We start from the raw sequence: 21,024 nt of genomic DNA on the forward strand, positions 1-21,024 counted from the left end.
TTCCGTGCGTAGACTGGCCGAATGCTTGATCAGATCCGCGGTCCCGCTGATCTGCAGCACCTCTCGCAGTCTCAGCTAAGTGACCTGGCAGCTGAGATCCGCGAGTTCCTGGTTCACAAGGTAGCTGCAACCGGCGGTCATTTGGGCCCCAACCTGGGTGTTGTCGAACTCACCCTCGCTTTGCACCGGGTTTTCGACTCCCCGCATGACCCGATCATCTTCGACACCGGGCATCAGGCGTACGTGCACAAGATGCTCACCGGCCGCTGCGCGGATTTCGACAGTCTGCGCAAGAAGGACGGGTTGTCGGGGTATCCGTGCCGTGACGAGAGCGAGCACGACTGGGTGGAGTCCAGCCACGCGTCGTCGGCCCTGTCGTATGCCGACGGCCTGGCCAAGGCCTTCGAACTCACCGGGCACCGCAACCGCCACGTGGTTGCCGTCGTCGGTGACGGTGCACTCACCGGAGGTATGTGCTGGGAGGCGCTGAACAACATCGCCGCCTCGCGGCGGCCTGTGGTGATCGTCGTCAACGACAACGGACGTAGTTATGCCCCCACCATCGGGGGACTGGCCGACCATCTGGCCACGCTGCGTCTGCAGCCCGGGTATGAGCGGCTGCTGGAGAAGGGCCGTGGCGCCGTGCGCGGGGTGCCCGTCATCGGCGAGTTCTGCTATCAGTGCATGCACAGCGTCAAGGCCGGTATCAAGGACGCGTTGTCGCCGCAGGTGATGTTCACCGATCTGGGCTTGAAGTACGTCGGTCCCATCGACGGACACGACGAGCACGCCGTCGAAGCGGCGCTGCGCAGTGCCCGCGGGTTCAACGCGCCGGTGATCGTGCACGTGGCCACCCGCAAGGGCATGGGCTACGGGCCGGCCGAGAACGACGAGGCCGAGCAGATGCATGCCACCGGGATCATCGATCCGCTGACCGGGCTGGCCACCACGGTGTCCGCACCGGGGTGGACCGCGGCGTTCTCCGATGAACTGATCAAGATCGCCAAGAAGCGTCGCGACGTCGTGGCGATCACGGCTGCCATGCCCGGGCCCACCGGGCTGAGCGCGTTCGGTCAGCGCTACCCGGACCGCCTGTTCGACGTCGGAATCGCCGAACAGCACGCCATGACCTCGGCTGCCGGCCTGGCCATGGGCGGGCTGCACCCGGTGGTGGCCATCTATTCGACGTTCCTGAACCGTGCCTTTGACCAGGTGATGATGGATGTGGCGTTGCACAAGCTGCCCGTCACCATGGTTCTGGACCGGGCCGGGATCACCGGCCCCGACGGCGCCAGCCACAACGGCATGTGGGACCTGTCGATGCTCGGCATCGTGCCGGGTATGCGCGTCGCCGCCCCCCGTGATGCCGCCACACTGCGCGAGGAACTGCGCGAAGCATTGGCTGTCAAGGACGGCCCCACCGCGCTGCGGTTCCCCAAAGGTGATGTCGGCAAGAACATCTCGGCGATCGAGCGGGTGTCGGGTGTCGACGTGCTGGCCCGTCCGGCCGACGGACTCTCCGATGACGTGCTCGTGGTCGCGGTCGGGCCGTTCGCGGCGATGGCGCTGGCTGTCGCCGAACGCCTCCGCAATCAGGGCATCGGCGTCACTGTCGTCGACCCGCGTTGGGTGCTGCCGGTCCCCGAGGTGATCGCGGAACTGGCCGTCGCCCACAAGCTGGTGGTCACTCTGGAGGACAACGGTGTTGCCGGTGGTATCGGCTCGGCGGTGTCATCGGCGTTGCGGCGCAGGGAGATCGACGTGCCGTGCCGTGACGTCGGCGTGCCGCAGGAGTTCCAGCCGCACGCTTCGCGCAGCCAGCTGTTCGACCAGATCGGCCTGACCGAGCAGAACATTGCGCGTCAGATCACCGGTTGGGTTGCCGCTCTGGGCAATTCGGACGTTCTCACCCAGACCGACGTTTCGGCGGAACAGGGCGAGTAGAGCGCGCTTTCGGGCGCCCTGAGTCGGGTGTTCCGGCGTTCGACGACGTCGGCGGATCAGCTACGAGCACCTAGTCGCCGGTTATCTCGTCATCGGAACTGATCTGGCCCCGCCGCTCGCGCAGCACAAAAGCGGCCACCGCCAACACCAGCACCAGCGCCCCCAGCACGCCGGTCTGCACGATGGTGCGCGCGAACTCTGGGCCTTGACCGACGATCTTGGCCGCCTCCACGGACTGCACCACGATCTCCTTGATACAGGCCAGGATTCCCACGATCAGGAACGGCTCGGCCACCAGTTCATGCGAGCGCAAGCTGGTGCGCACGGCGTAGAGCAACTCGACGAAGATGAAGATCAGCAGCACGCCATCGAGCAACTCCAGCATGACGTCGCCGGTCGGGGTGTCCAGCAGGGTGAACATGGTGCGCACCTGAGCCACCAGGAGGGCCACCGACCCGGCGATCAGAATGACGGCGATGGCCCAGTAGACGGCGTCCTCGGCAACGGACAAAACCCGGTCGGCGAAGCGCTGCCGCTCCTTCTCGTCGTGCGTTTCCTTCTTCTCGGCCACGCCGGGTCCTTTGCTTCACAGGTGGACGGGAGGTTTCCCGCCGTCAATTGCGCCAAACGTCAGGGCGGCGGCGTCAAGGCGGCCGTCAGTACCGGGACGGTCAGGTCCCGCTGCCAGCGCCGGGCCCCACCGTCGCGCAGGAACGCCTCGACGGTGGGAGCGATGGCGGCGGGATCGGCCGGGTCGCGCCAATCCCAGCACAGGCGGCGCACCAGCTCCGGGGACAGCAGATTCTCGGTGGGCACCGTGACCCGCTCCGACAGTGCGCTGAGCCCGGCGCGCGCCGCCTCCAGACGGGCCGCAGCCTCCGGTTTGCGTTTGCTCCACCGCACCGGCGGTGGCGGCCCGTTGTTCGAGTCGCCGGACGCCGGTGGTTCGGGGTTGTCCCGAGCGACGCGCAGCGCGTCCATCCAGACCTTGGCGTGGCGCCGCTGCTTCGGCCCGCCGAACACCGGTAGTTGAGTCAACTCCTCGACCGTCTTCGGGTCCGCTTGTGCCGCACTGATTATCGCGGCATCGGGCAGGATCCGCCCGGGCGCGATATCGCGGCGGCGGGCGATTTCGTCGCGTGCAGTCCACAGTTCGCGCACCGCGGCCAGGGCGCGCGGATTGCGCACCTTGTGAATTCCGGAGGTGCGCCGCCAGCGGTCCCGCCGGGTGGGCGGCGCTTCGTAGGTGCGCAGGTGATCGAATTCCTGTGCAGCCCAATCTGTTTTGCCTTGGTCGTCGAGTAGCGCGGCGATGGCGGCCCGCAGTTCGATCAGCACTTCGACGTCGAGGGCGGCGTAGTTGAGCCAGTCATGGGGCAGCGGTCGCTTCGACCAGTCGGCCGCCCCGTGTCCTTTGGCCAGGCCCAGACCCAACAAGCGGGCCACCATGGCCGCCAGGTTGACCCGGTCGAATCCGGCCAGGCGGCCGGCGAGTTCGGTGTCATACAGCGCGGGTGGTCGCATTCCCACCTCGGCCAGGCAGGGCAGATCCTGATCGGCCGCATGCAGGATCCACTCGTCGCGGCTGAGCACGTCGGCCACAGGACGGAGGACCTCCAGCGAGTCGCCGCCGTGGCTTACCGGGTCGATCAGGACGGTGCCCGCCCCGGCGCGCCGGATCTGGATCAGGTAAGCGCGATTGGAGTACTTGAATCCCGACGCCCGTTCCGCATCCACGGCGAACGGGCCCGCTCCGCCGGCCAGGAACTCCGCAGCCGCGGCGATGTCGTACTTGGTCACCGCCACCTCGGGCACACCGTCGGCAGGGGAGGTCAGTGGTACCGGTTCGGGTTCGGGCGTGTCTTCGACGCCGTCGGATTCGGGCGCCGTCATCTAGGCGCGCGACCGGGATCCGAGGTCGGTGACCCCGACGGGCGGCAGCCCCGCAGCATGCTCGAGAACCTCGCAGAATGCCTGCACATGGATGCCCAGGTCCAGGGAGGTGGCCGTCCACGACGCGCGCAATTCCAGCTGATGGGCCCGCGGCGGGCCGGAGATGTCGCCGTAGCGCACCGATGTGGTGGCCGTCACCGTGCCGCCGAGGGCGGTGACGTGCTCCGAGCGCGATTCCAGCGCGTCGACCAGCCAGCTCCAGGCCACCTCGGGCAGCAGCGGATCGATCGCCTCGCTGGAGTCCAGGTCGGCCTGGATGTAGGCGACCAACCGCATGGTGCCGTCCCAGGCGTCGGACCCCTCGGGGTCGTGCAGCAGGATCAGCCGCCCGAACGCGTCACCGTCGGAAGTCTCCGGGACCGTGGCCGCTTCGGGATGCTTGACCTCCGCGCCGACCGCATAGCTGAACGGCGCCAGACGCTGCGGGGGCCGGATGGGTCCGAGCTCGATCTCCGGTCGAACGGTCGCGGCACTCATCGCCTCCACCGCCGCCCGGAATTCGGTAGGCTCGCCCACAGTCACACACCGACGCTAACCCTCCTGACCCGGCTGCGGGCGCAGGCGCGCCGTTTTTGGGTGTCAAGTCCACGCAATGGCAGCATGGAGTGCGATGAACACCCGCCGTGAGCTGCCCGAGTCGCCCTACCTGGCCGCCGCCACCGGCCGCGCACCCGCCCGGGTGCCGGTGTGGTTCATGCGTCAGGCCGGCCGCTCGCTGCCGGAGTACCGCGAGCTGCGCGCCAGCCACCGGATGCTCGACGCCTGTTTCGACGCCGAACTGGTCACCGAGATCACGCTGCAACCGATCCGCAGGCACAAGGTGGACGCGGCGATCCTGTTCTCCGACATCGTGGTGCCGCTGCGGGGAGCCGGTATCGACCTCGACATCGTGCCCGATGTCGGTCCGGTGATCGCCCATCCCATCCGTACCGCAGACGATGTGGCGGCGGTCAAACCGCTTGACCCGCAACAGGTCGCGCCGGTCTCGGAGGCGGTGTCGTTGTTGGTGGCCGCGCTCGGTGACGTACCGCTGATCGGTTTCGCCGGCGCACCGTTCACCTTGGCGTCCTACCTGGTCGAGGGCGGTCCCAGCAAGAACCACGAGCGCACCAAGGCGATGATGCTCGGCGAGCCGGCCACCTGGCATGCCCTGATGGCAGCGCTGACCGATATCACCATCGGATTCCTTCAGGTTCAGTTGGCGGCCGGGGTGGACGCCATCCAGGTGTTCGACTCGTGGGCGGGCACGTTGTCGCTGGCCGACTACCGCGAGTATGTCCTGCCGCACTCGTCCCGCGTGTTCGCCACACTGGCCGGCGCCGGTGTCCCCATGACGCACTTCGGGGTGGGCACCGCGGAACTGCTGGGCGCGATGGGCGAGGCGGGCGCCGGGGTGGTGGGTGTCGACTGGCGCACCTCACTCGCCGACGCCGCAACGCGGGTGCGCCCGGGCACCGCCCTACAGGGCAACTTGGATCCCGTGACGCTGCTGGCAGGTTGGGACGTGGTCCAGCGGCGCGCCCGTGCCGTCGTCGAGGACGGCAGGCGGGCGGTGGCCGCCGGTGCGGCGGGGCACGTCTTCAACCTCGGTCACGGCGTGCTGCCCGGCACCGATCCGGGTGTGCTCACCGACCTGGTGGCGCTGGTGCACTCGTTGTGAGTGGCTCGTACTGTGTTGTGGGCGGCGGTATTTCGGGTCTGACTGCCGCTTACCGCTTGCGACGCAGCCTGGGCCCGGAAGCGCAGATCACCCTGTTCGACCCCGCGGACCGCCTGGGCGGCATCCTGCGCACCGAGCGGCTGGGTGGCCAACCCATGGATGTCGGGGCCGAGGCGTTTGTGGTGCGACGACCCGAGGTGCCCGCCCTGCTGGCGGAACTGGGGCTGGCGTCCCGTCAGATCAGCACCACCGGCGTTCGACCGCTGATCTATGCGCAGCGGCGGCTACACGCCATGCCCACCGAGACCGTCAACGGGATCCCCAGCACGGCGGCATCGATGGCCGGCCTCGCCGATGACGCCACCGTGAGCCGGATGGCCGTTGAACCGTCCCGGCCGCTCGACTGGCGCCCGGGCGCTGATCCGACGGTGGCGGCGCTGGTCGGGGACCGGTTCGGCGTGCAGGTGGTGGCCCGGTCGGTGGATCCCATGCTCGCCGGCGTCTACGCCGGATCGGCCGCGACCATCGGCTTGCGCGCCGCGGTGCCCACTGTCGCCGGTGCACTGGATCGTGGCGCCCGCAGCCTCACCGAGGCGGTGCGGTCGGTGCTGCCGCCGAACAGCGGTGCGCCGGTGTTCGGGGCGATCGAGGGCGGTTACGAGGTGCTCTTGCGGGAGTTGGTGGCCCAGAGTGGGTTGCGCTGGGTCGCCACCGCGGTCGAGGAGTTACAGCGTGACGGAACCCGCTGGGTGTTGCGTGACGACGAGGGCACTCAATGGCGTGCCGACGGGGTGGTTCTGGCGCTGCCGGCCCCGCGGTTCGCGCGGCTGACGGCCTCGGTGGCGCCGCGGTCGGCGGCTGCCGCGAGCCGGATCGAGATGGCGTCCTCGGCAGTGGTGGCGCTGGCGGTTCCCGGCGGCACCCCGCTGCCGCAGCGCTCGGGTGTGCTGGTGGCGAGCGGAGAACGGTTGCGCGCCAAGGCAATGACACTGTCCACTCGCAAATGGGGCAGGCGGGGCAACAGTGAGCTGCTGCGGCTGTCGTTCGGTCGTTTCGGTGACACCATCGCCCGCGACACCTCTGATGAGGATCTGCTGTCGTGGTCGGTGGCCGACCTCGCGGAGGTACTGGACGTAGCGGTCGAACCCGAGGACGCGCTGGTGCACCGATGGTTGGATGCCATGCCGCAGTACGGCCCGGGACACGCCGCGGTGGTGGCCGAGGTGCGGGCCGGACTGCCGCGCGGGCTGGCCGTCGCGGGCAGTTATCTGGACGGTATCGGCGTGCCCGCATGTGTTGCGGCGGCCGGTCGCGCGGTGGGGGAGCTCACAGCCGAACTCACTGGCTGACGTGGGGTGACGGCGGTTCCTGTGGCCGGAGCTCCTTCGCCTGCTCGTCCCTCGCAGCCTCGGACTCCGGCGGTTCCTGTGGTCGGAGCTCCTTCGCCTGCTCGTCCCTCGCAGCCTCGGACTCCGGCCGTGGCACGATGGGTGCATGTCTCGCCTGGATTTCGACGCGCTCAACTCCACCATCCGCTACCTGATGTTCTCGGTGTTCGCCGTCAACCAGGGCGAACTGGGGGACGAGCGCGACGAGATCGTCGACGAGACGGCCACCTTCCTCAAGCAGCAGGAAGACAAGGGCGTCGTGGTGCGCGGTCTCTACGACGTCGCCGGGATGCGCGCCGACGCCGACTTCATGATCTGGACCCACGCGGAGCGGGTGGAGGACCTGCAGGCCACGTACGCCGATTTCCGGCGCACCACCACGCTGGGCCGCTCCAGCACCCCGGTGTGGAGCAGTGTCGCGCTTCACCGTCCGGCCGAGTTCAACAAGAGCCACATTCCGGCGTTCCTGGCCGGCGAAGAACCCGGTAACTACGTCTGCGTGTACCCGTTCGTCCGATCCCTGGACTGGTATCTGCTTCCCGACGAGGAGCGGCGCAAGATGCTCGCCGACCACGGGATGGCGGCGCGCGGTTACAAGGATGTGCGGGCCAACACGGTGCCGGCGTTCGCGCTGGGAGACTACGAGTGGATTTTGGCCTTCGAGGCCCCTGAGCTGCACCGCATCGTCGACCTGATGCGGGACCTGCGCGCCACCGAGGCGCGCAGGCACGTTCGCGAGGAGATCCCCTTCTTCACCGGGCCGAGGGTGGGCGTCGAGCAGCTCGTCGAACGGCTTCCCTGACCCTGAGGCGGTTGCCGCTGCGCCTGGCCGGAAAATCGGCGAATCTTTGCTAGCCTTTGCGCATAATGCCGGGCAGCGGGGGTGGCGCAGTGTCGATGACCGGCCGGCGGCTTCGCGCTCTCGTCTCGACGCCTCACGGCGCGGTGCTGGTGGCGATCTTCGCGGTGCTGGCGATGGTGTTGCCCGTCACGGCGGTGGGGTTCAGCGGCGCCAGATTCTGGCCGGTCCTGTGCACCGGCCTGACGGCGCTTGCCTTGTCCGCAGCCTGGTGCGCATTTTCCGCTGCCCGGGCCAGTACCGGAAGGGTGCGCGCGGCGTGGGCGTTTCAAACCATCGGCTTGGTGGGGTGGGCCGCCGGGGCGGCGTTGTCGATCACTCACCAGAAGAACTCGGGGCTGCTCCCGATGGCCGCACATGCCGGCTATGTGCTGTTCTGGTTGTCCACCTGCGCGGCGTTGCTCATGATGCCGGTGGCTTTCGCCGATCCATCCCGGACCCGCGTCGTACTCGACGCCGTGATCGTCGGCGCCGCGTTGTTCGAAGTCGCCTGGCTGCTCATCCTGCGGGCCACCATCGAACTGCACGCGGCCACCCACGGGGCCGAGATCCTGTCTCTGACCCACCTTCTGGCGACGGTGGTGGTGGTCACCATCGCGGTGTTGTTGGTGGTGCGCGCCCGCGGAGGGCAGCGGCAGGTCCTGCTGTGGCTGACGGTGGGCATCGTGGTGATGGCGCTGACGAGAGCGACCTTCGTTCATGCCCTGGCGAAACGCGACTTCGCACACGGTGTGCTGATCGGATGTGGTTGGGCCATCGGGTTGTTCATCCTCGGGATCGCTGCTGAACGGGGTGGTCGTGGACAGGCCGAGCGTGACGGCTCGACCGTTCCGTCGCGGACCTCCCTGTGGCTGCCCTACGTGCCGGTGGTCATCGCCGCGGCGGTGCTGACGGCGCAGTTGATGGTCATCCCGCAGCTGGCACCGGTGTTGTTGGCATCCGCGGTCATGGTCGGCGCCGTGCTGATCCGCCAGGTCCTGGTGTTGCTCGACAATCGGCGGCTCATGCAGGCCGCGGCCGAACAGGCGTTGCGCGACGCGCTCACCGGTGTGGGCAACCGCGCCCTCTTTCACGACCGCCTGACCCACGCAACACAGTTGTGGCGACGGGACCGCATACCGCTGACCGTTGTTCTTGTCGACCTCGACGGCTTCAAGCTGGTCAACGATTCGATGGGACATGCTGCCGGTGACTCGCTGCTGATCGCGGTGGCCGAGCGCCTGACGGGATGCCTGCGAACCGGCGACACCGTGGCCCGCCTCGGCGGTGACGAGTTCGCATTCCTGATGGAAGGCAGCGTCGACGGCTCACGATCGGTCGCGCACCGCGTGATGCAGGCTTTCGATGAGCCGTTCCTCGTTGACGGTCGTGCGGTGCGGATCCGGCCCAGCGTCGGCCTGGCGGTAGCCGCCGCCGAGCAGGACGTCGACGTATCGCCGGCCGACCTGTTGAAGCGTGCCGATGTGGCGATGTATGCCGCCAAGAGGTCCGGCGCCGGCGGGCTACGTGCCTACTCCCCGGACCTGCGGCCCCCTGACGGGCGGCCGTCGACGCCGGGGCACGGCTGGGATGCGTCAGGACAGTCGAGCCCCGAGGCGGACCTGCGTCTGCTCGGCGAACTGCGCGCCGCGATCGATCACGCGCAACTGGCTGTCGTCTACCAACCCAAGCTCGATCTGACCAACGGCAGCATCGTCGGTTTCGAGGCATTGGTGCGATGGCCCCATCCGGAACTGGGTGTGCTCGACCCGGATCAGTTCCTGCACATCGTCCGCCGGCACGGGCTGATGCCCGCGCTGACCGAGGCGGTGCTGGCCAGGACGCTCGACGATCTGGCGGCATGGCAGGCACAGGGTCTGTCGACATCGGTGGCGGTCAATCTGTTCGCGCCGTCACTGGCCGATCTCGATCTGCCCCGGCGGATGGCGGGACTGCTGGCCGGGCGTGGTCTGGCACCGGATCGGCTGACCGTGGAGATCACCGAGGATCTTCTGCTGTACGACGTCGACCGCACCCGCGCTGTGCTCGGCGAACTCCGCGCGCAGGGGATCCGGATCGCAATCGACGACTTCGGCAGTGGCTACTCCGCGTTGTCGTATCTGCGCGAGTTCCCGGTCGACGAGATGAAAATCTGTCGTCAACTGGTCGCCCCGATCACCGCCGATCCTCGGGCCGAAGCGGTGGTGCGGTCTCTGATCGAAATGGCGCATGTCTTGGGCGCCGAGGTCGTGGCCGAAGGCGTGGAGGACGAGGCGACGAGTGCGCGGTTGCGACAGTTGGGTTGCGACGTCGGTCAGGGGTTCCACTACTTCCGCCCGATGGATGTCGACGCGTCCACCGCGCTGCTGGCTGCGCAACCGCGCCCACGGTTCGAGAACAGTGTGATTGGGTAACCGGTAGCGAAGTCGATCGGCAACTCCCCGCAGGGGGCGGCTCGGTCGGGACGAGGCAGGCGCGAACGCCTGCCTGATACGCGGTCAAAAAGCGGCCGGCAGATACGGCGCCACCGCTTTCACAGGGCTGGCGCGTTGGCTGTGAGGAGGCAACGCGTGCGATTAGCACTTGTTCTGGCAGATGCCCATTGCAATACGATTTCTGGTTCCGACGGTGTTCGCGAGCTCAGTGTCCCTGAGCTTGCGGTACCCGCGGCCCGGTTGTCGACGGCGCTGGCCGAGGCGGGCCACGACGTGACGGTGTACGTACCCGGCACCTCGCCGAAACTCGACGAGGTGGTGTCGGCGCAGGGTTACCGGGTGATCCGGCTGCCCGGCGGTGCCGCAAAAGGATTGCCGCACAAGGATCTCGGCGAGTTCACCGACCACCTCGGCCGCGCGTGGGAACGGGATCGCCCCGAGGTGGTGCACGCGCAGTCCTGGTTGTCGGGGATGGCCAGCCAGTCCGCGGCCCGTGGGCATGGCTTACCCGTGGTGCAGTCGTTCGATACCGTCCACGGCAAGATCGCCGCCGGGGCCGAGACCGATGATGTAGGCAAACTGGTGTCGGTGCTGGCCCGGAGGGCCAGCTGGGTGGCGGCCAACAACACCGAGGAACTGTTCGAACTGCTGCGAACCGGCTGCGCCCGGTCACGGATCTCGGTGATCCCCTGCGGCGTCGACAGTGAGGTGTTCACCCCGCCCGGTCCGGCGGCCGAGCGCGGTGGGCTGCCTCACCGCATCGTGGCGGTGTGGACCTCGACCGGTCAGCTGGATCTCGACACCACGGTCAGGGCGCTCGCCGCCCTGCCGGATACCGAGTTCGTCCTCGGGGTGGATCCGACGATCACACCGTCGTCGGACGTGGCCGCCCGGCTGCACCAGATCGCCAGCGCCGCCGATGTGGGGGAGCGCGTGACCGTTGCGGAGGTGCGCAACCCGAGCGAGCTTGCCGCGTTGCTGCGTTCGGCCGACGTCTATGTCAACCCGGCGGTCTCGGAACCCACCGGTGCGGCGGCCCTGATGGCGATGAGCTGCGGAGTCCCGGTGATCGGAACCTCGGTCGGGGCGACGATCGACATCGTCGTCGACGAGGTGACGGGACGTCTGGTTCCTCCCGGTGACGTACTGCGCTTCGCCGAAGCCGCTCGCCGACTGCTGCACGAACCGTTCGCGGGGCGGGGTATGGGCGCGGCCGGACGGGACCGGGCCAGGTCCCGCTATTCGTGGGATCGCGTGGCGGGTGACGCGATTCGCGCGTACACCGGCGCGGCACGCACTGTAGGCGTGGTTCCTGCGTAGACGAATCCGACTATCTGTCAATAGATCCCATGAAATGATCCGAGCCCTCGGACGGTGTTTGAACCGGCGGTGGCGGGGTACCCCGCGTCCGCCCCGCAGCCCAGCGGGGATTACTGAATATTGTTCCCTTCCGAAAGGCTCACTTTTCCGTGCTCGTTGCCACTGTGCCAGCGACAACAATGCGCGTCCTGTCGTGGGCGCAGTCGGGTCCCATCGTGGGCCACTCCACCGCCGGACGCGACAACCGCTTGGGCGCAGTCGATTTCGGTGTGCGCGGGAGGCAGACGTGAGCCCGCGGCTGCGTATTGCGTTGATCGCCTCGAATCGGTTCCCGATCAGTCAGCCATTCGCCGGCGGCTTGGAAGCCCATGTGTGGCACCTGGCCCGCGCTTTGGCCGGAGCGGGCCACGACGTGGTGCTCTACGCCGGCGAGGGGTCGGATCCCGAACTCGGCTGCGCGACACTGGAAGTGCATGAGCTCACGCTTTCCCCTGCGGCACAAGGTGATTCGTCGATGCCGGCTCATCAGTTCATGACCGATCATCACGCGTATCTGAGCTTGATGATGCAGTTGTCCACCAGCGGCGACTTCGACATCATCCACAACCACAGCCTGCATCACCTGCCGGTGGCCATGGCGCCGTTGCTCAGCACCCCGATGTTGACGACGGTGCACACCCCGCCCACGCCGTGGATGGAATCGGCGGTGGCGGTGACCGGCGGTGTCGGCACCCGGTTTGCCGCCGTCAGCCGGTACACCGCCGACGCCTGGAACCACGCCATCGACGACATGACGGTGGTGCCCAACGGTGTGGACATCGACAGGTGGCCGCAAGGTCCCGGCGGAGCGGGCCTGGTCTGGTTCGGCCGGCTCACCCCGGAGAAGGGCACACATCTGGCCATCGAGGCGGCCAGGCGGGCCGGTCTACCGCTGAAAATCGCCGGGCCGATCTCGGATCCGGCGTACTTCTGCCGGTCCATCGCCCCGGAACTCGACCCTGACATCTGCTATGTCGGCCACCTCGACCAGACGGCACTGGCGGATCTGGTCGGCAGTTCGGCGGCCGCCTTGGTGACGCCGACCTGGGATGAGCCGTATGGGCTGGTGGTCGCCGAGGCAATGTCGTGCGGCACCCCGGTGGTCGCATTCGCCCGCGGTGGAGTGCCCGAGATCGTCGGGCCGCCGAGCGGCCGGTTGATCGCACCCGATGACGTCGACGCCATGGCCGCTGCCATCCCGGCGGCGATGGAGCTGGACCGGACACAGGTGCGCCGGCACGCGGTGCTGCGATGCTCGGCACCGGCGATGGTGAGCACCTACGTCGACCTGTACCGCAGCATGATCAACGACACGACGGACGGGATTGATGATCGGGTACTACGTCCATCACCAGGGCCGGGGTCATCTCAGCCGTGCGGTCAGCATCGGCCGGCAGCTGCAGCGGCCGGTTACCGTACTGACGTCGCTTGAGCTGACCGGAGCGCAACCGTTCACGCAGACCGTCACCCTGGCCCGCGACGACACCGCTGACGAGGTGGCCGAACCCACCGCGCACGGTGCCCTGCACTGGGTTCCCCATCACGACGCCGGCCTGAGAACGCGGATGCAGACCATCGCCCGCTGGGTCGCCGACGCCCGCCCGGAAGCAATGGTGGTCGACGTGTCCGTGGAGGTGGCCACGTTCGTCCGGCTGCTGGGTGTGCCGGTGATCGTGGTGGCGCAGCCCGGCAAACGGGTCGATGCCCCGCACCTGTTGGTGTACCGGCTGGCTGATCACATCATCGCCCCATGGCCCCGTGAACTGTGCGAGCCACCGTGGCTGCGTTCCTACGCGAACAAGACCAGCTACGTCGGGGGCATCAGCCGATTCGAGGGCAGGCCGAGGCCCGCCGGCGAGGGCGGCGACCTGCCCACCGTGCTGGTGCTGGGCGGGGCCGGGGGATCTGGCCTCGACGCCGAGACGGTGGCAGCGGTGGCCGCGGACAACCCGGCCTATCGGTGGACATCCCTGGGTGTGCCGGGTGGCCCTTGGACCCCCGATCCGTGGCCACAGATCTGCGCCGCCGACGTCGTGGTGGGACACGCTGGACAGGGTTGCGTCGCCGACATCGCCGCCGCGGAGAAACCCGCGGTGATCATTCCGCAGACCCGCCCGTTCGACGAGCAGCGCATGACCGCGCGGGTACTGCGCCAGCACGCACTCGCCGTCGTCGCCAACAAGTGGCCGGCCAGGCGTGCCTGGCCCGCCCTGCTCACCCATGCCCGGTCGGCGGACACCACCCGATGGCGACGCTGGCAGGTCCCGGGCGCCGCGGCCAGGGCGGCGGCGGCCATCGAAGAAACCGCCCGGCGCTGTGGGAAGGAGGCGACGCGATGAGGACAGCAGTGATCACCATCGTGCACGGCCGCCACGGCCATCTGCGCCGCCAGCTCGACGGGCTCGCGGCCGGTATCCGCCGGCCCGATCTGCATGTGGTGGTCGCATTGGCAGATCCCGCCGTCGCCGAGGTCGCCGGCAACGCTGCTCGCGTGGTGCGCTGCGATGGGGATCCGGCGGCGCTGCCGCTGGCGCAGGCCCGCAACATCGGTGCCGCGGCCGCTCTGGCCGACGGGGCGCAGCTGCTGGTCTTCCTGGACGTCGACTGCATCCCGGGCCGGAACCTGTTGTCAGGCTATCTTTCGGCGGCACAACTGCCCGCCCATCACGACGCGCTGCTGTGCGGGCCGGTCACCTATCTGCCACCCGCCGGACCCGACGGCTACGACCTGGCGAGGCTGGCGGTGAACCCGCATCCGGCCCGTCCCGCTCCGCCCGACGGCGAGGTGGCGGTCAGTGACGAGTACCGGTTGTTCTGGTCGCTGTCGTTCGCGGTCACGGCCGCGACATGGCAGCGGATCGGCGGCTTCTGCCCGCTCTACCGTGGTTACGGCGGCGAGGACACCGATTTCGCGCACTGCGCGGCTGCGGCCGGAGTGGGCCTGCGCTGGGTGGGAGGCGCCCACGCGTTCCACCAACACCACCCGGTGTCGAATCCGCCCGTGCAGCACCTCGAGGACATCCTGCGCAACGCACAGGTGTTCCACCGGCGCTGGGGCTGGTGGCCGATGACGGGCTGGTTGGATGCTTTCGAGGCCCGCGGCCTGATCCGACGCGACGCCGACGGCACACCGGTCAGCCTTTCGGCACCAGCTTCAGCGAGATCGAGTTGATGCAGTATCGCTGATCGGTGGGCGTCGGGTACCCCTCACCGGTGAACACGTGGCCCAGATGACTGTGGCAATTGGCGCACAGCACCTCGACACGCTTCATCCCGTGCGAGGAGTCCGGACGTAGGATCACCGCATCGGAATGTGACGGGTCGAAGAACGACGGCCAGCCGCAGTGCGACTCGAATTTCTCTGTGCTGCGGAACAATTCGGCCCCGCACGCCCGGCACTGGTACACGCCTTCGGTCTTGGTGTCGGTGTATTCGCCGGTATAGGCGCGCTCCGTGCCGGCCTGCCGTAACACGGCGAACTCCGCCGGGCTGAGCTTCTCGCGCCATTGGTCATCGGTCAGGGCGACCTTCGGGCTGGGCAGCTCTGACAAATGCCCGCTCATGCGCGATCCGCTGCTCGCTGAAAACTCATGCGCCTACGCTATCGCGCTGCTGCCGAGGCGTCATCCATGGCGGATCGATTCCCTGCTCCAGGCGGCCGTCGGCTTTGGCGTCCAGATACCGGAAGTACAACACGGCGAAGATGACGATCAGCAGCAGTGACCAGCCGTAGGTGATCTTCATGTACTCCAGGAACCGGCCCGTCGTCGGCCAGTGCCACAACAGGAATCGGTCCATGGTGAAGAACCCGTAGATCGCCAGCCAGGCCGGCCAGTTACGGATCACCGAATTCGGCAGCACCACCGTCATGACGAACGGGAACAGCATCATGGAGTAGTAGCCCTGGCCCAATGAGAGCACCAGGTACGAGGCGGTCAGCAGCACACCCGAGGACGTCAGCAGCCAGAACAGCGGGTCCCGGGTGCGGTAGTAGCGGTACAGCAGCACCAGACTCGCCACAGCCAAGAGCCCGAACAGGATTCGCAGTGCCAGGATCAGCCACATCGGCAGCCCGTAGTAGATGCCGTTACCCAGGATCGACGAGTTGAAGTAGTCGCGGGTGCTCAAGATGTAGGGCACCGTGCGTTCGATGAAATTCATCGGATCACTGGCCAGGGGCCAGGCGGCGATGTTGAACAACAGCGGCACCCCGAACGCGCCCACCAGCGCCCGCCACTGCCGGCTGAGCACAGGTAGCAGCAGCAGCGGTGCGAGGGAGGGTTTGACCACCAGGGTGAAGCCGATGGCGATGCCGGCCAGCCATTCGCGGCTGCTTCGGCCGTCGAGCAGCCACAGCAAGAACAGCACCTCACCCAGCAGGATCCAGCCGTTGATGTTGGTGTAAACCAGTGTGCTGGTTACCGATTCGGTGAGGAACATCCCCAGGATCAGGGCGGGCAGCGCGGCCGAGGTCCACGACAGTTTGAAGATCTTCAGCAGGATCACCGCCGAGGCCAGGATGGCCACTGTGCTGAGGGCGATGAACCAGTACCGCGAGGCGTCGACGGGCAGGTAACCGAACGGCGCCAGCAGAAGCGTGCCCCCTGGGGGGTAGAGATAGTGCGGGTCGACGTGGTTGAAGTTCTCGTTGTAGATGTCCCAGCCGAGCTTGAAGTTGACGACGGCGCGGTAGACGGGACCGAAATCGTCGGTGATGTAGCCGTTGGTGGCCAGTACGTAGCTGCGGTGGAACACCGACATGATCGCCAGCGGCCACAGGATGGACCGCAACACCGTCGCGACACTCGGGGGAGTGGTGCGTGGGCGGAATGCTTTCAACAGGCGGGTGCGTGCCGCGTCTACTGCCGTCACGTGCGCACCGTACACCGGAGCCGGATGGCGATGGGTCAGGCGGGGCAGTAGGTGTCGGTCGGCGGTGCTTTGCCGCTACCGAGGTAATCCAGCAACGGGGCCATGGCACACGCCGAGTACACCGAGGCGCCGTGCCCGATGCCCTGCCACATCACCCGCCGGCTTCCTGCCCCCGCGTTGATGATGGTGGCTGCGGTGGCCGCCACCCCGTCCGCGCCGACGATCGGGTCGTTCTGGACACCGAGGAGCAGCACGTCGGTCTTGAGGTCCTTCGGGTCCTCGGGGGCCTTGCCGCTGGGCCAGTTCAGGCACTTCACCAGGTTCAGTGCGGCAACCTCACCGAACTGCGGGTACTGGTCGTTCCAGGCGACGACGAGCTCGCGCACCCGGTCGGGGGTCGGGCGGTTCAGGGCGTCGCTGCACCGGTTGATGAACTGGCCGTCGGACTCGCGCAGTGCCTCGGCCTGGTTCATCAGGCTGGTCAGCTGGTTGTCATCGCCGCCTCGGGCCGCGGCCAGGGCATCGGCGAGCTTGTTGGTGCTCGTCACGCGGTCCCCGTCCGGGAAGGCCAGTGCGGTGACGATCGCGGTGACCAGTTGCGAGGCCGCCGCGCCGCCGGGGCCGCGGCCGTCGCGGGCCGCGGAGATCAACGAGGCGACCGCGGCTTTGGGGTCGGGGCCCAGCGCACAACCGATGGCGGCGCACTGGGTGGCGAACGCGTCCAACGCGGCCTGCTGGCCGCGCACCTGTTGTTCGGCGGCGGCTTCGGCGGATATCGCCAACGGCAGGGGCGAGTCGAGCACCAGCCGCGACACCTTGTCGGGGTGGGCCCCGGCGTAGGCGAGCGCCACCTGTGCGCCGTTGCCGATCCCGAGCAGCGCCAGCGCGGGTACGTCCCACATACTGCGCAGCCGCTCCAGATCCTCGGCTGCGTGCGCATTGTCATAGGCGCTGTCGCCGGGGGCGATGGTGTCGGTGCAGCTGGTGGTGGCCGTCATGGTGATCGCACCCAGGTTGGCCACCGGGTCGTCACCGGGTTCGAACTGCGCCTGGTCGCGCATCTCCTGGCGGTCGAAGAGGTCTCGGCAGTCCACCGGGCTGGACATCCCCATGCCGCGCCGGTCGATGGCGACGATCGGATGGCTGTTGAGGATGTCGGCGCCGGCCCGGGACAGCCAGACGGGCAGCTGCTGTGACGTCGGCATGTCCGATCCGGTGGTGAACACCACCGGACCCGCGTCGGGCGGCGTCTGCACCGAGCGGGCCCGCACCACACCGACGGTGATGGTGCCGGTGGCCCCGGCAATCGGGTCGAGGTCGGCGTCGTAGGTGGCGCAGTCCAGCTTGATCGCCGGCGGGGCGGGCAGCGCGGCATCGGCGAACACCTGAGAGGTGCACTCTCGCCAGGGCAGGTCGTTCTTCGGCGCTGCGATGGGCGGCGGGCCGTCGGGTGCCTCGGAGCTGGTGGTCGGGCTGTCGCCGTCGCGCCCGACGTCGGTGGCGTAGCGCGGATTGGCCGCCAAACCCGGCGCGCATCCGGCCAGCAACGCAGCTACTGCGACCAAAGCGGTGAGGTGGACGGGCCGATTCATGCAGCCCACAGTAGCGATTGGCGCGCTGTGCCCATGCGCCGTCCGCCGGCCCTCATGCGTCCCGGACGTAGCGGGTGTACAGGTACCCGGCCTGATCGGCGATCAGGTGTACCCGCTTCATCGCCGTCAGACGGCCGCGTGCGTCGTGGGCGATGCGCCCGGACTCGCCGCCCACCACCGTGGGTGCGATGGTCAGGCACAGTTCGTCGAGCAGGCCGGCGCTGATGAACGTGCCCAGCAGACTGGGACCGCCCTCGCTGAGCACTCGCAGCAGTCCCCGCGCGGCCAGCACCGTCACCAGCGTGGCGGCGTCCACCGACTCGGGATCGGCGCCCGAGCAGTCCAGCACTTCGGCGGCGGGACCGAGCAGCGACCGCGCACCCGGCGCGGCGTCGGCCGAGGTAAGTACCAACGGCGGCACCTCGGTCTGGGTGAACACCAGCATGTCCCGGTCCAGCCGGCCGCTCCTGCTCACGATCGCGATGGGCGGCACCTCGGCCTGACCGCGGGCCTGGCGCTCCTGCCGCTGCGCCACCGTCAGTTGCGCACCGCCGTAGTTCTCGGCGCGCACGGTGCCCGCGCCGACCACGATCACATCGGCCAGCTCCCGCATCACCTTGAACAGCGCACGGTCGCCGGAGCCGGCCAACCCGCCGGACTTGCCGTCGACGGACGCGCCGCCGTCCAGGCTGCTGATGAAATTCGCGCGCACCCAACATGTTCGAAGCTCTTCGGGATATTGGTAGAGCGTCGGCAGCATGGCCTCGTCGACGGTGCCAGTGCCGGTCAGCAGTGTGAGCTGTGTCCCAGGGTCGGGTTGCGCCATGAGTTCGATTGCAGCACGTCGCTACAGTGCCTGCATGAACGCCCCCACCTCCTCGGCCTCGGAGGCCCCGGCGCTGACGCACCTCGTTGACCGCCGCCCGACCGTGTCACCGGAGCGGTTGATCGCTCAGCTGGTTCCGCCGCCGACGTTCACCGACGTCAGTTATGACACCTACCGCCCGGATCCGGCCGAGCCCAGTCAGGCCGCTGCCGTGCAGAAATGCCGTGCGTTCTCGGAGCAGGCCGCCGAGCGGCGGGCCGGTAAGAAGAAGCTGTTCGGCAAACGGGAGGTACTGCCCGGTGTCGGCCTATACCTCGACGGTGGATTCGGTGTCGGCAAGACCCACCTGCTGGCCTCGACGTACTTCCAGCTGACGGCCACCTCGCCCGCGCCCGCGGCGTTCGCGACCTTCGGCGAACTGACCCAGCTGGCCGGGGTGTTCGGCTTCGTCGAGTGCATCGAGTTGCTGGGCGAGTACGTGGTGGTGTGCATCGACGAGTTCGAACTCGACGACCCCGGTAACACCACTTTGGTGTCGCGGATGCTCAGCCAGTTGGTGGAGCGTGGTGTGTCGATCGCCGCGACCTCCAACACCTTGCCCGAACAGCTGGGCGAGGGACGTTTTGCGGCACAGGATTTCCTGCGCGAGATCAACACGCTGTCGCAGATCTTCACCACCGTGCGCATCGAAGGCCCGGATTACCGGCACCGCGGCCTGCCGCCGGCGCCCGAGCCGCTGTCCGATGACGAGGTGTCCTCGCGAGCGGCCTCCGTGCCCGGAGCGACACTCGATGGTTTCGACGCGCTGTGTGCACATCTGGCCACCATGCATCCGTCGCGTTATCTGACGCTGATCGAAGGTGTCAGCGCGGTGTTCCTCACCGGCGTGCACGCCCTCGACGACCAGAATGTGGCGCTGCGGCTGGTGTCGCTGACCGACCGGCTCTACGACGCCGGCATTCCGGTGGTGGCCTCGGGTGACAAACTCGACACCGTGTTCAGCGAAGAGATGCTGGCCGGTGGCTACCGCAAGAAGTATCTGCGGGCCACGTCGCGTCTGTTGGCCTTGACCGCGGCCGGGATGGAGCTCTAGACGGGTCGGGTCAGCACGTAATCGTGCTCGACGCCTTGGCCCAGCCGGAAGCTCTTGGTGCCGGTGACGGTGAACCCCTGTTTGGTGTAAAACCGTTGCGCGCGTTGGTTTTCCTGGTTCACGCCGAGCCACATACTCTTGGCGCCCCGGCTCACGGCGTAGTCGATGGCCGCCGACATCAACGCCGCCGAGGCCGCGCCGCCGTGACTGCTGGGCAGCACGTAGATCTTGGACAGCTCCACCGTCGGGAGCACCGTCACCGCCTTCTGCACGTCGGGATCGTCGGGCAGACCGCGGATCAGCATCGCGTAACCCACCGCGGCGGTTCCGTCGCGGGCCACCAGCACGGCCCGGTGGGGATCGCCGATGTATTCGGCGAACTTCTCGGCCGACAGATTGGTGGCGATGAACTCGGCGATGTTCTCGGCGGTCGCCGACGGCGGGCAGGCCAGCGGGAAGGTCTGGGCGGCCACGTCGGCGAGGTCCTGGACATCGGCCGCCGTGGCGGCAGAGACGTGCAGTGCGGTCACATGTTCCATTGAGCCAGACGGACACCGGTCTTCTTGTCCACCAGCACCACGTTGGTCACCAGGTCGCGGTAGCAGTCCCAGTACACCCAACCGGCGACCGTCGACCCGGCCGGGGCGTTCAGCAGACCGTGCTGCAACGCATCAGGTGCATCGCTGTTGCGCGGCTCGTAGGCGTCGCCGGTGGGAGTGACGCCGCGGAACCAGAACGACACCCCCATGGCGTAGGGAACCGGCATTTCCTTGGCCTGCACCACCACCTGCGACTTCCACACCTGATGCCGCGGCGCGCGGGGTGGGTAGCCGAAGCCGGGCGGGATCTCCGAGGGCACCGGCGCCAGCACGGTCACGTCGGCGACGATGCCCAGGTACTCGACCCGCAGGGTGTCGCCGATCTTGCCGATGACGGTGCCCGCAGCGCTGGCAGCCGGGCTGACCAGGCTGAAGCCCAGCACTGCGGTCATAACGGTCAGGATCGACAACCATCGGCGCATGTGTCGCATGATGACATATCGGACAGGTGTCCACAGCCGGTTG

At 68.1% G+C, this 21,024-nt stretch carries 19 protein-coding genes; 10 read left to right on the top strand and 9 right to left on the bottom strand.

What is annotated here, in order from left to right:
• The first annotated feature begins 21 nt into the window (after positions 1-21).
• Positions 22-1,944, top strand: a complete 1,923-nt coding sequence (gene dxs, locus AC3A6P_RS15765) for a 1-deoxy-D-xylulose-5-phosphate synthase (protein WP_487692574.1) — start codon at positions 22-24, stop codon at positions 1,942-1,944.
• Between the two features lie 70 nt (positions 1,945-2,014).
• On the opposite strand, the gene AC3A6P_RS15770 is transcribed toward dxs, so the two are convergent.
• From AC3A6P_RS15770 to AC3A6P_RS15780, 3 genes are read right to left on the bottom strand one after another with little or no spacing between them, the layout of a single operon-like run.
• Entirely contained in the window at positions 2,015-2,515 is a 501-nt protein-coding gene (locus AC3A6P_RS15770) for a phosphate-starvation-inducible PsiE family protein (RefSeq protein ID WP_487692575.1), read from the bottom strand.
• Between the two features lie 59 nt (positions 2,516-2,574).
• Positions 2,575-3,837, bottom strand: coding sequence for an HRDC domain-containing protein (locus tag AC3A6P_RS15775; RefSeq protein ID WP_487692576.1), 1,263 nt, complete (start codon positions 3,835-3,837; stop codon positions 2,575-2,577).
• Positions 3,838-4,419 carry a DUF3000 domain-containing protein gene (locus AC3A6P_RS15780; RefSeq protein WP_487692577.1) on the bottom strand — a complete coding sequence of 194 codons (582 nt, stop codon included), beginning with the start codon at positions 4,417-4,419 and terminating at the stop codon, positions 3,838-3,840.
• A gap of 88 nt (positions 4,420-4,507) precedes the next feature.
• Between AC3A6P_RS15780 and hemE the strand changes: the two genes are divergently transcribed.
• The 8 genes from hemE (at position 4,508) to AC3A6P_RS15820 (ending at position 14,749) form a co-directional block, all read left to right on the top strand.
• Positions 4,508-5,557: a uroporphyrinogen decarboxylase gene (gene hemE, locus AC3A6P_RS15785; protein ID WP_487692578.1), complete on the top strand. Its 1,050-nt coding sequence runs from the start codon at positions 4,508-4,510 to the stop codon at positions 5,555-5,557.
• Positions 5,554-6,906: a protoporphyrinogen oxidase gene (locus tag AC3A6P_RS15790; RefSeq protein WP_487692579.1), complete on the top strand. Its 1,353-nt coding sequence runs from the start codon at positions 5,554-5,556 to the stop codon at positions 6,904-6,906. The genes hemE and AC3A6P_RS15790 overlap by 4 nt, the downstream gene beginning before the upstream one ends.
• Before the next feature lie 145 nt (positions 6,907-7,051).
• On the top strand, positions 7,052-7,747 hold the full coding sequence (gene hemQ, locus AC3A6P_RS15795; protein WP_487692580.1) for a hydrogen peroxide-dependent heme synthase: 696 nt from the start codon (positions 7,052-7,054) through the stop codon (positions 7,745-7,747).
• 65 nt (positions 7,748-7,812) lie between these two features.
• Positions 7,813-10,197: a putative bifunctional diguanylate cyclase/phosphodiesterase gene (locus tag AC3A6P_RS15800; RefSeq protein WP_487692581.1), complete on the top strand. Its 2,385-nt coding sequence runs from the start codon at positions 7,813-7,815 to the stop codon at positions 10,195-10,197.
• 156 nt (positions 10,198-10,353) lie between these two features.
• Positions 10,354-11,538, top strand: a complete 1,185-nt coding sequence (locus tag AC3A6P_RS15805) for a glycosyltransferase (RefSeq protein ID WP_487692582.1) — start codon at positions 10,354-10,356, stop codon at positions 11,536-11,538.
• Between the two features lie 286 nt (positions 11,539-11,824).
• Positions 11,825-13,009, top strand: coding sequence for a glycosyltransferase family 4 protein (locus tag AC3A6P_RS15810; RefSeq protein WP_487692583.1), 1,185 nt, complete (start codon positions 11,825-11,827; stop codon positions 13,007-13,009).
• On the top strand, positions 12,906-13,916 hold the full coding sequence (locus AC3A6P_RS15815) for a glycosyltransferase (RefSeq protein WP_487692585.1): 1,011 nt from the start codon (positions 12,906-12,908) through the stop codon (positions 13,914-13,916). The genes AC3A6P_RS15810 and AC3A6P_RS15815 overlap by 104 nt, the downstream gene beginning before the upstream one ends.
• Positions 13,913-14,749, top strand: coding sequence for a glycosyltransferase family 2 protein (locus AC3A6P_RS15820; protein WP_487692586.1), 837 nt, complete (start codon positions 13,913-13,915; stop codon positions 14,747-14,749). Before AC3A6P_RS15815 ends, AC3A6P_RS15820 begins: the two co-directional genes overlap by 4 nt.
• Here the strand turns inward: AC3A6P_RS15820 and msrB are convergent.
• Genes msrB through AC3A6P_RS15840 form a run of 4 tightly spaced genes read right to left on the bottom strand, consistent with a single transcriptional unit; the run spans position 14,712 to position 18,867 of the window.
• Positions 14,712-15,140 carry a peptide-methionine (R)-S-oxide reductase MsrB gene (msrB, locus tag AC3A6P_RS15825; protein WP_487692587.1) on the bottom strand — a complete coding sequence of 143 codons (429 nt, stop codon included), beginning with the start codon at positions 15,138-15,140 and terminating at the stop codon, positions 14,712-14,714. The genes AC3A6P_RS15820 and msrB overlap by 38 nt on opposite strands.
• Positions 15,141-15,165: 25 nt before the next feature.
• Complete coding sequence (aftC, locus tag AC3A6P_RS15830; protein ID WP_487692588.1) at positions 15,166-16,464, bottom strand: arabinofuranan 3-O-arabinosyltransferase; 1,299 nt, start codon at positions 16,462-16,464, stop codon at positions 15,166-15,168.
• A 20-nt stretch (positions 16,465-16,484) separates the two neighbouring features.
• Complete coding sequence (locus tag AC3A6P_RS15835) at positions 16,485-18,041, bottom strand: alpha/beta fold hydrolase (protein WP_487692589.1); 1,557 nt, start codon at positions 18,039-18,041, stop codon at positions 16,485-16,487.
• Between the two features lie 52 nt (positions 18,042-18,093).
• Positions 18,094-18,867 carry a pyrimidine reductase family protein gene (locus AC3A6P_RS15840; RefSeq protein WP_487692591.1) on the bottom strand — a complete coding sequence of 258 codons (774 nt, stop codon included), beginning with the start codon at positions 18,865-18,867 and terminating at the stop codon, positions 18,094-18,096.
• On the opposite strand from AC3A6P_RS15840, the gene zapE reads away from it, so the two are divergent.
• Positions 18,866-19,960 carry a cell division protein ZapE gene (zapE, locus tag AC3A6P_RS15845; RefSeq protein ID WP_487692593.1) on the top strand — a complete coding sequence of 365 codons (1,095 nt, stop codon included), beginning with the start codon at positions 18,866-18,868 and terminating at the stop codon, positions 19,958-19,960. The two genes, AC3A6P_RS15840 and zapE, sit on opposite strands and share 2 nt — an antisense overlap.
• Here zapE and AC3A6P_RS15850 read toward each other — a convergent pair.
• Together AC3A6P_RS15850 and AC3A6P_RS15855 are read right to left on the bottom strand one after the other, a co-directional pair.
• Positions 19,957-20,490 carry an N-acetyltransferase family protein gene (locus tag AC3A6P_RS15850; RefSeq protein WP_487692594.1) on the bottom strand — a complete coding sequence of 178 codons (534 nt, stop codon included), beginning with the start codon at positions 20,488-20,490 and terminating at the stop codon, positions 19,957-19,959. The genes zapE and AC3A6P_RS15850 overlap by 4 nt on opposite strands.
• Positions 20,487-20,981 carry a hypothetical protein gene (locus AC3A6P_RS15855; RefSeq protein WP_487692595.1) on the bottom strand — a complete coding sequence of 165 codons (495 nt, stop codon included), beginning with the start codon at positions 20,979-20,981 and terminating at the stop codon, positions 20,487-20,489. Before AC3A6P_RS15855 ends, AC3A6P_RS15850 begins: the two co-directional genes overlap by 4 nt.
• Positions 20,982-21,024 lie beyond the last annotated feature (43 nt).

The organism is Mycobacterium sp. Soil_C_30 (genome assembly GCF_057656995.1).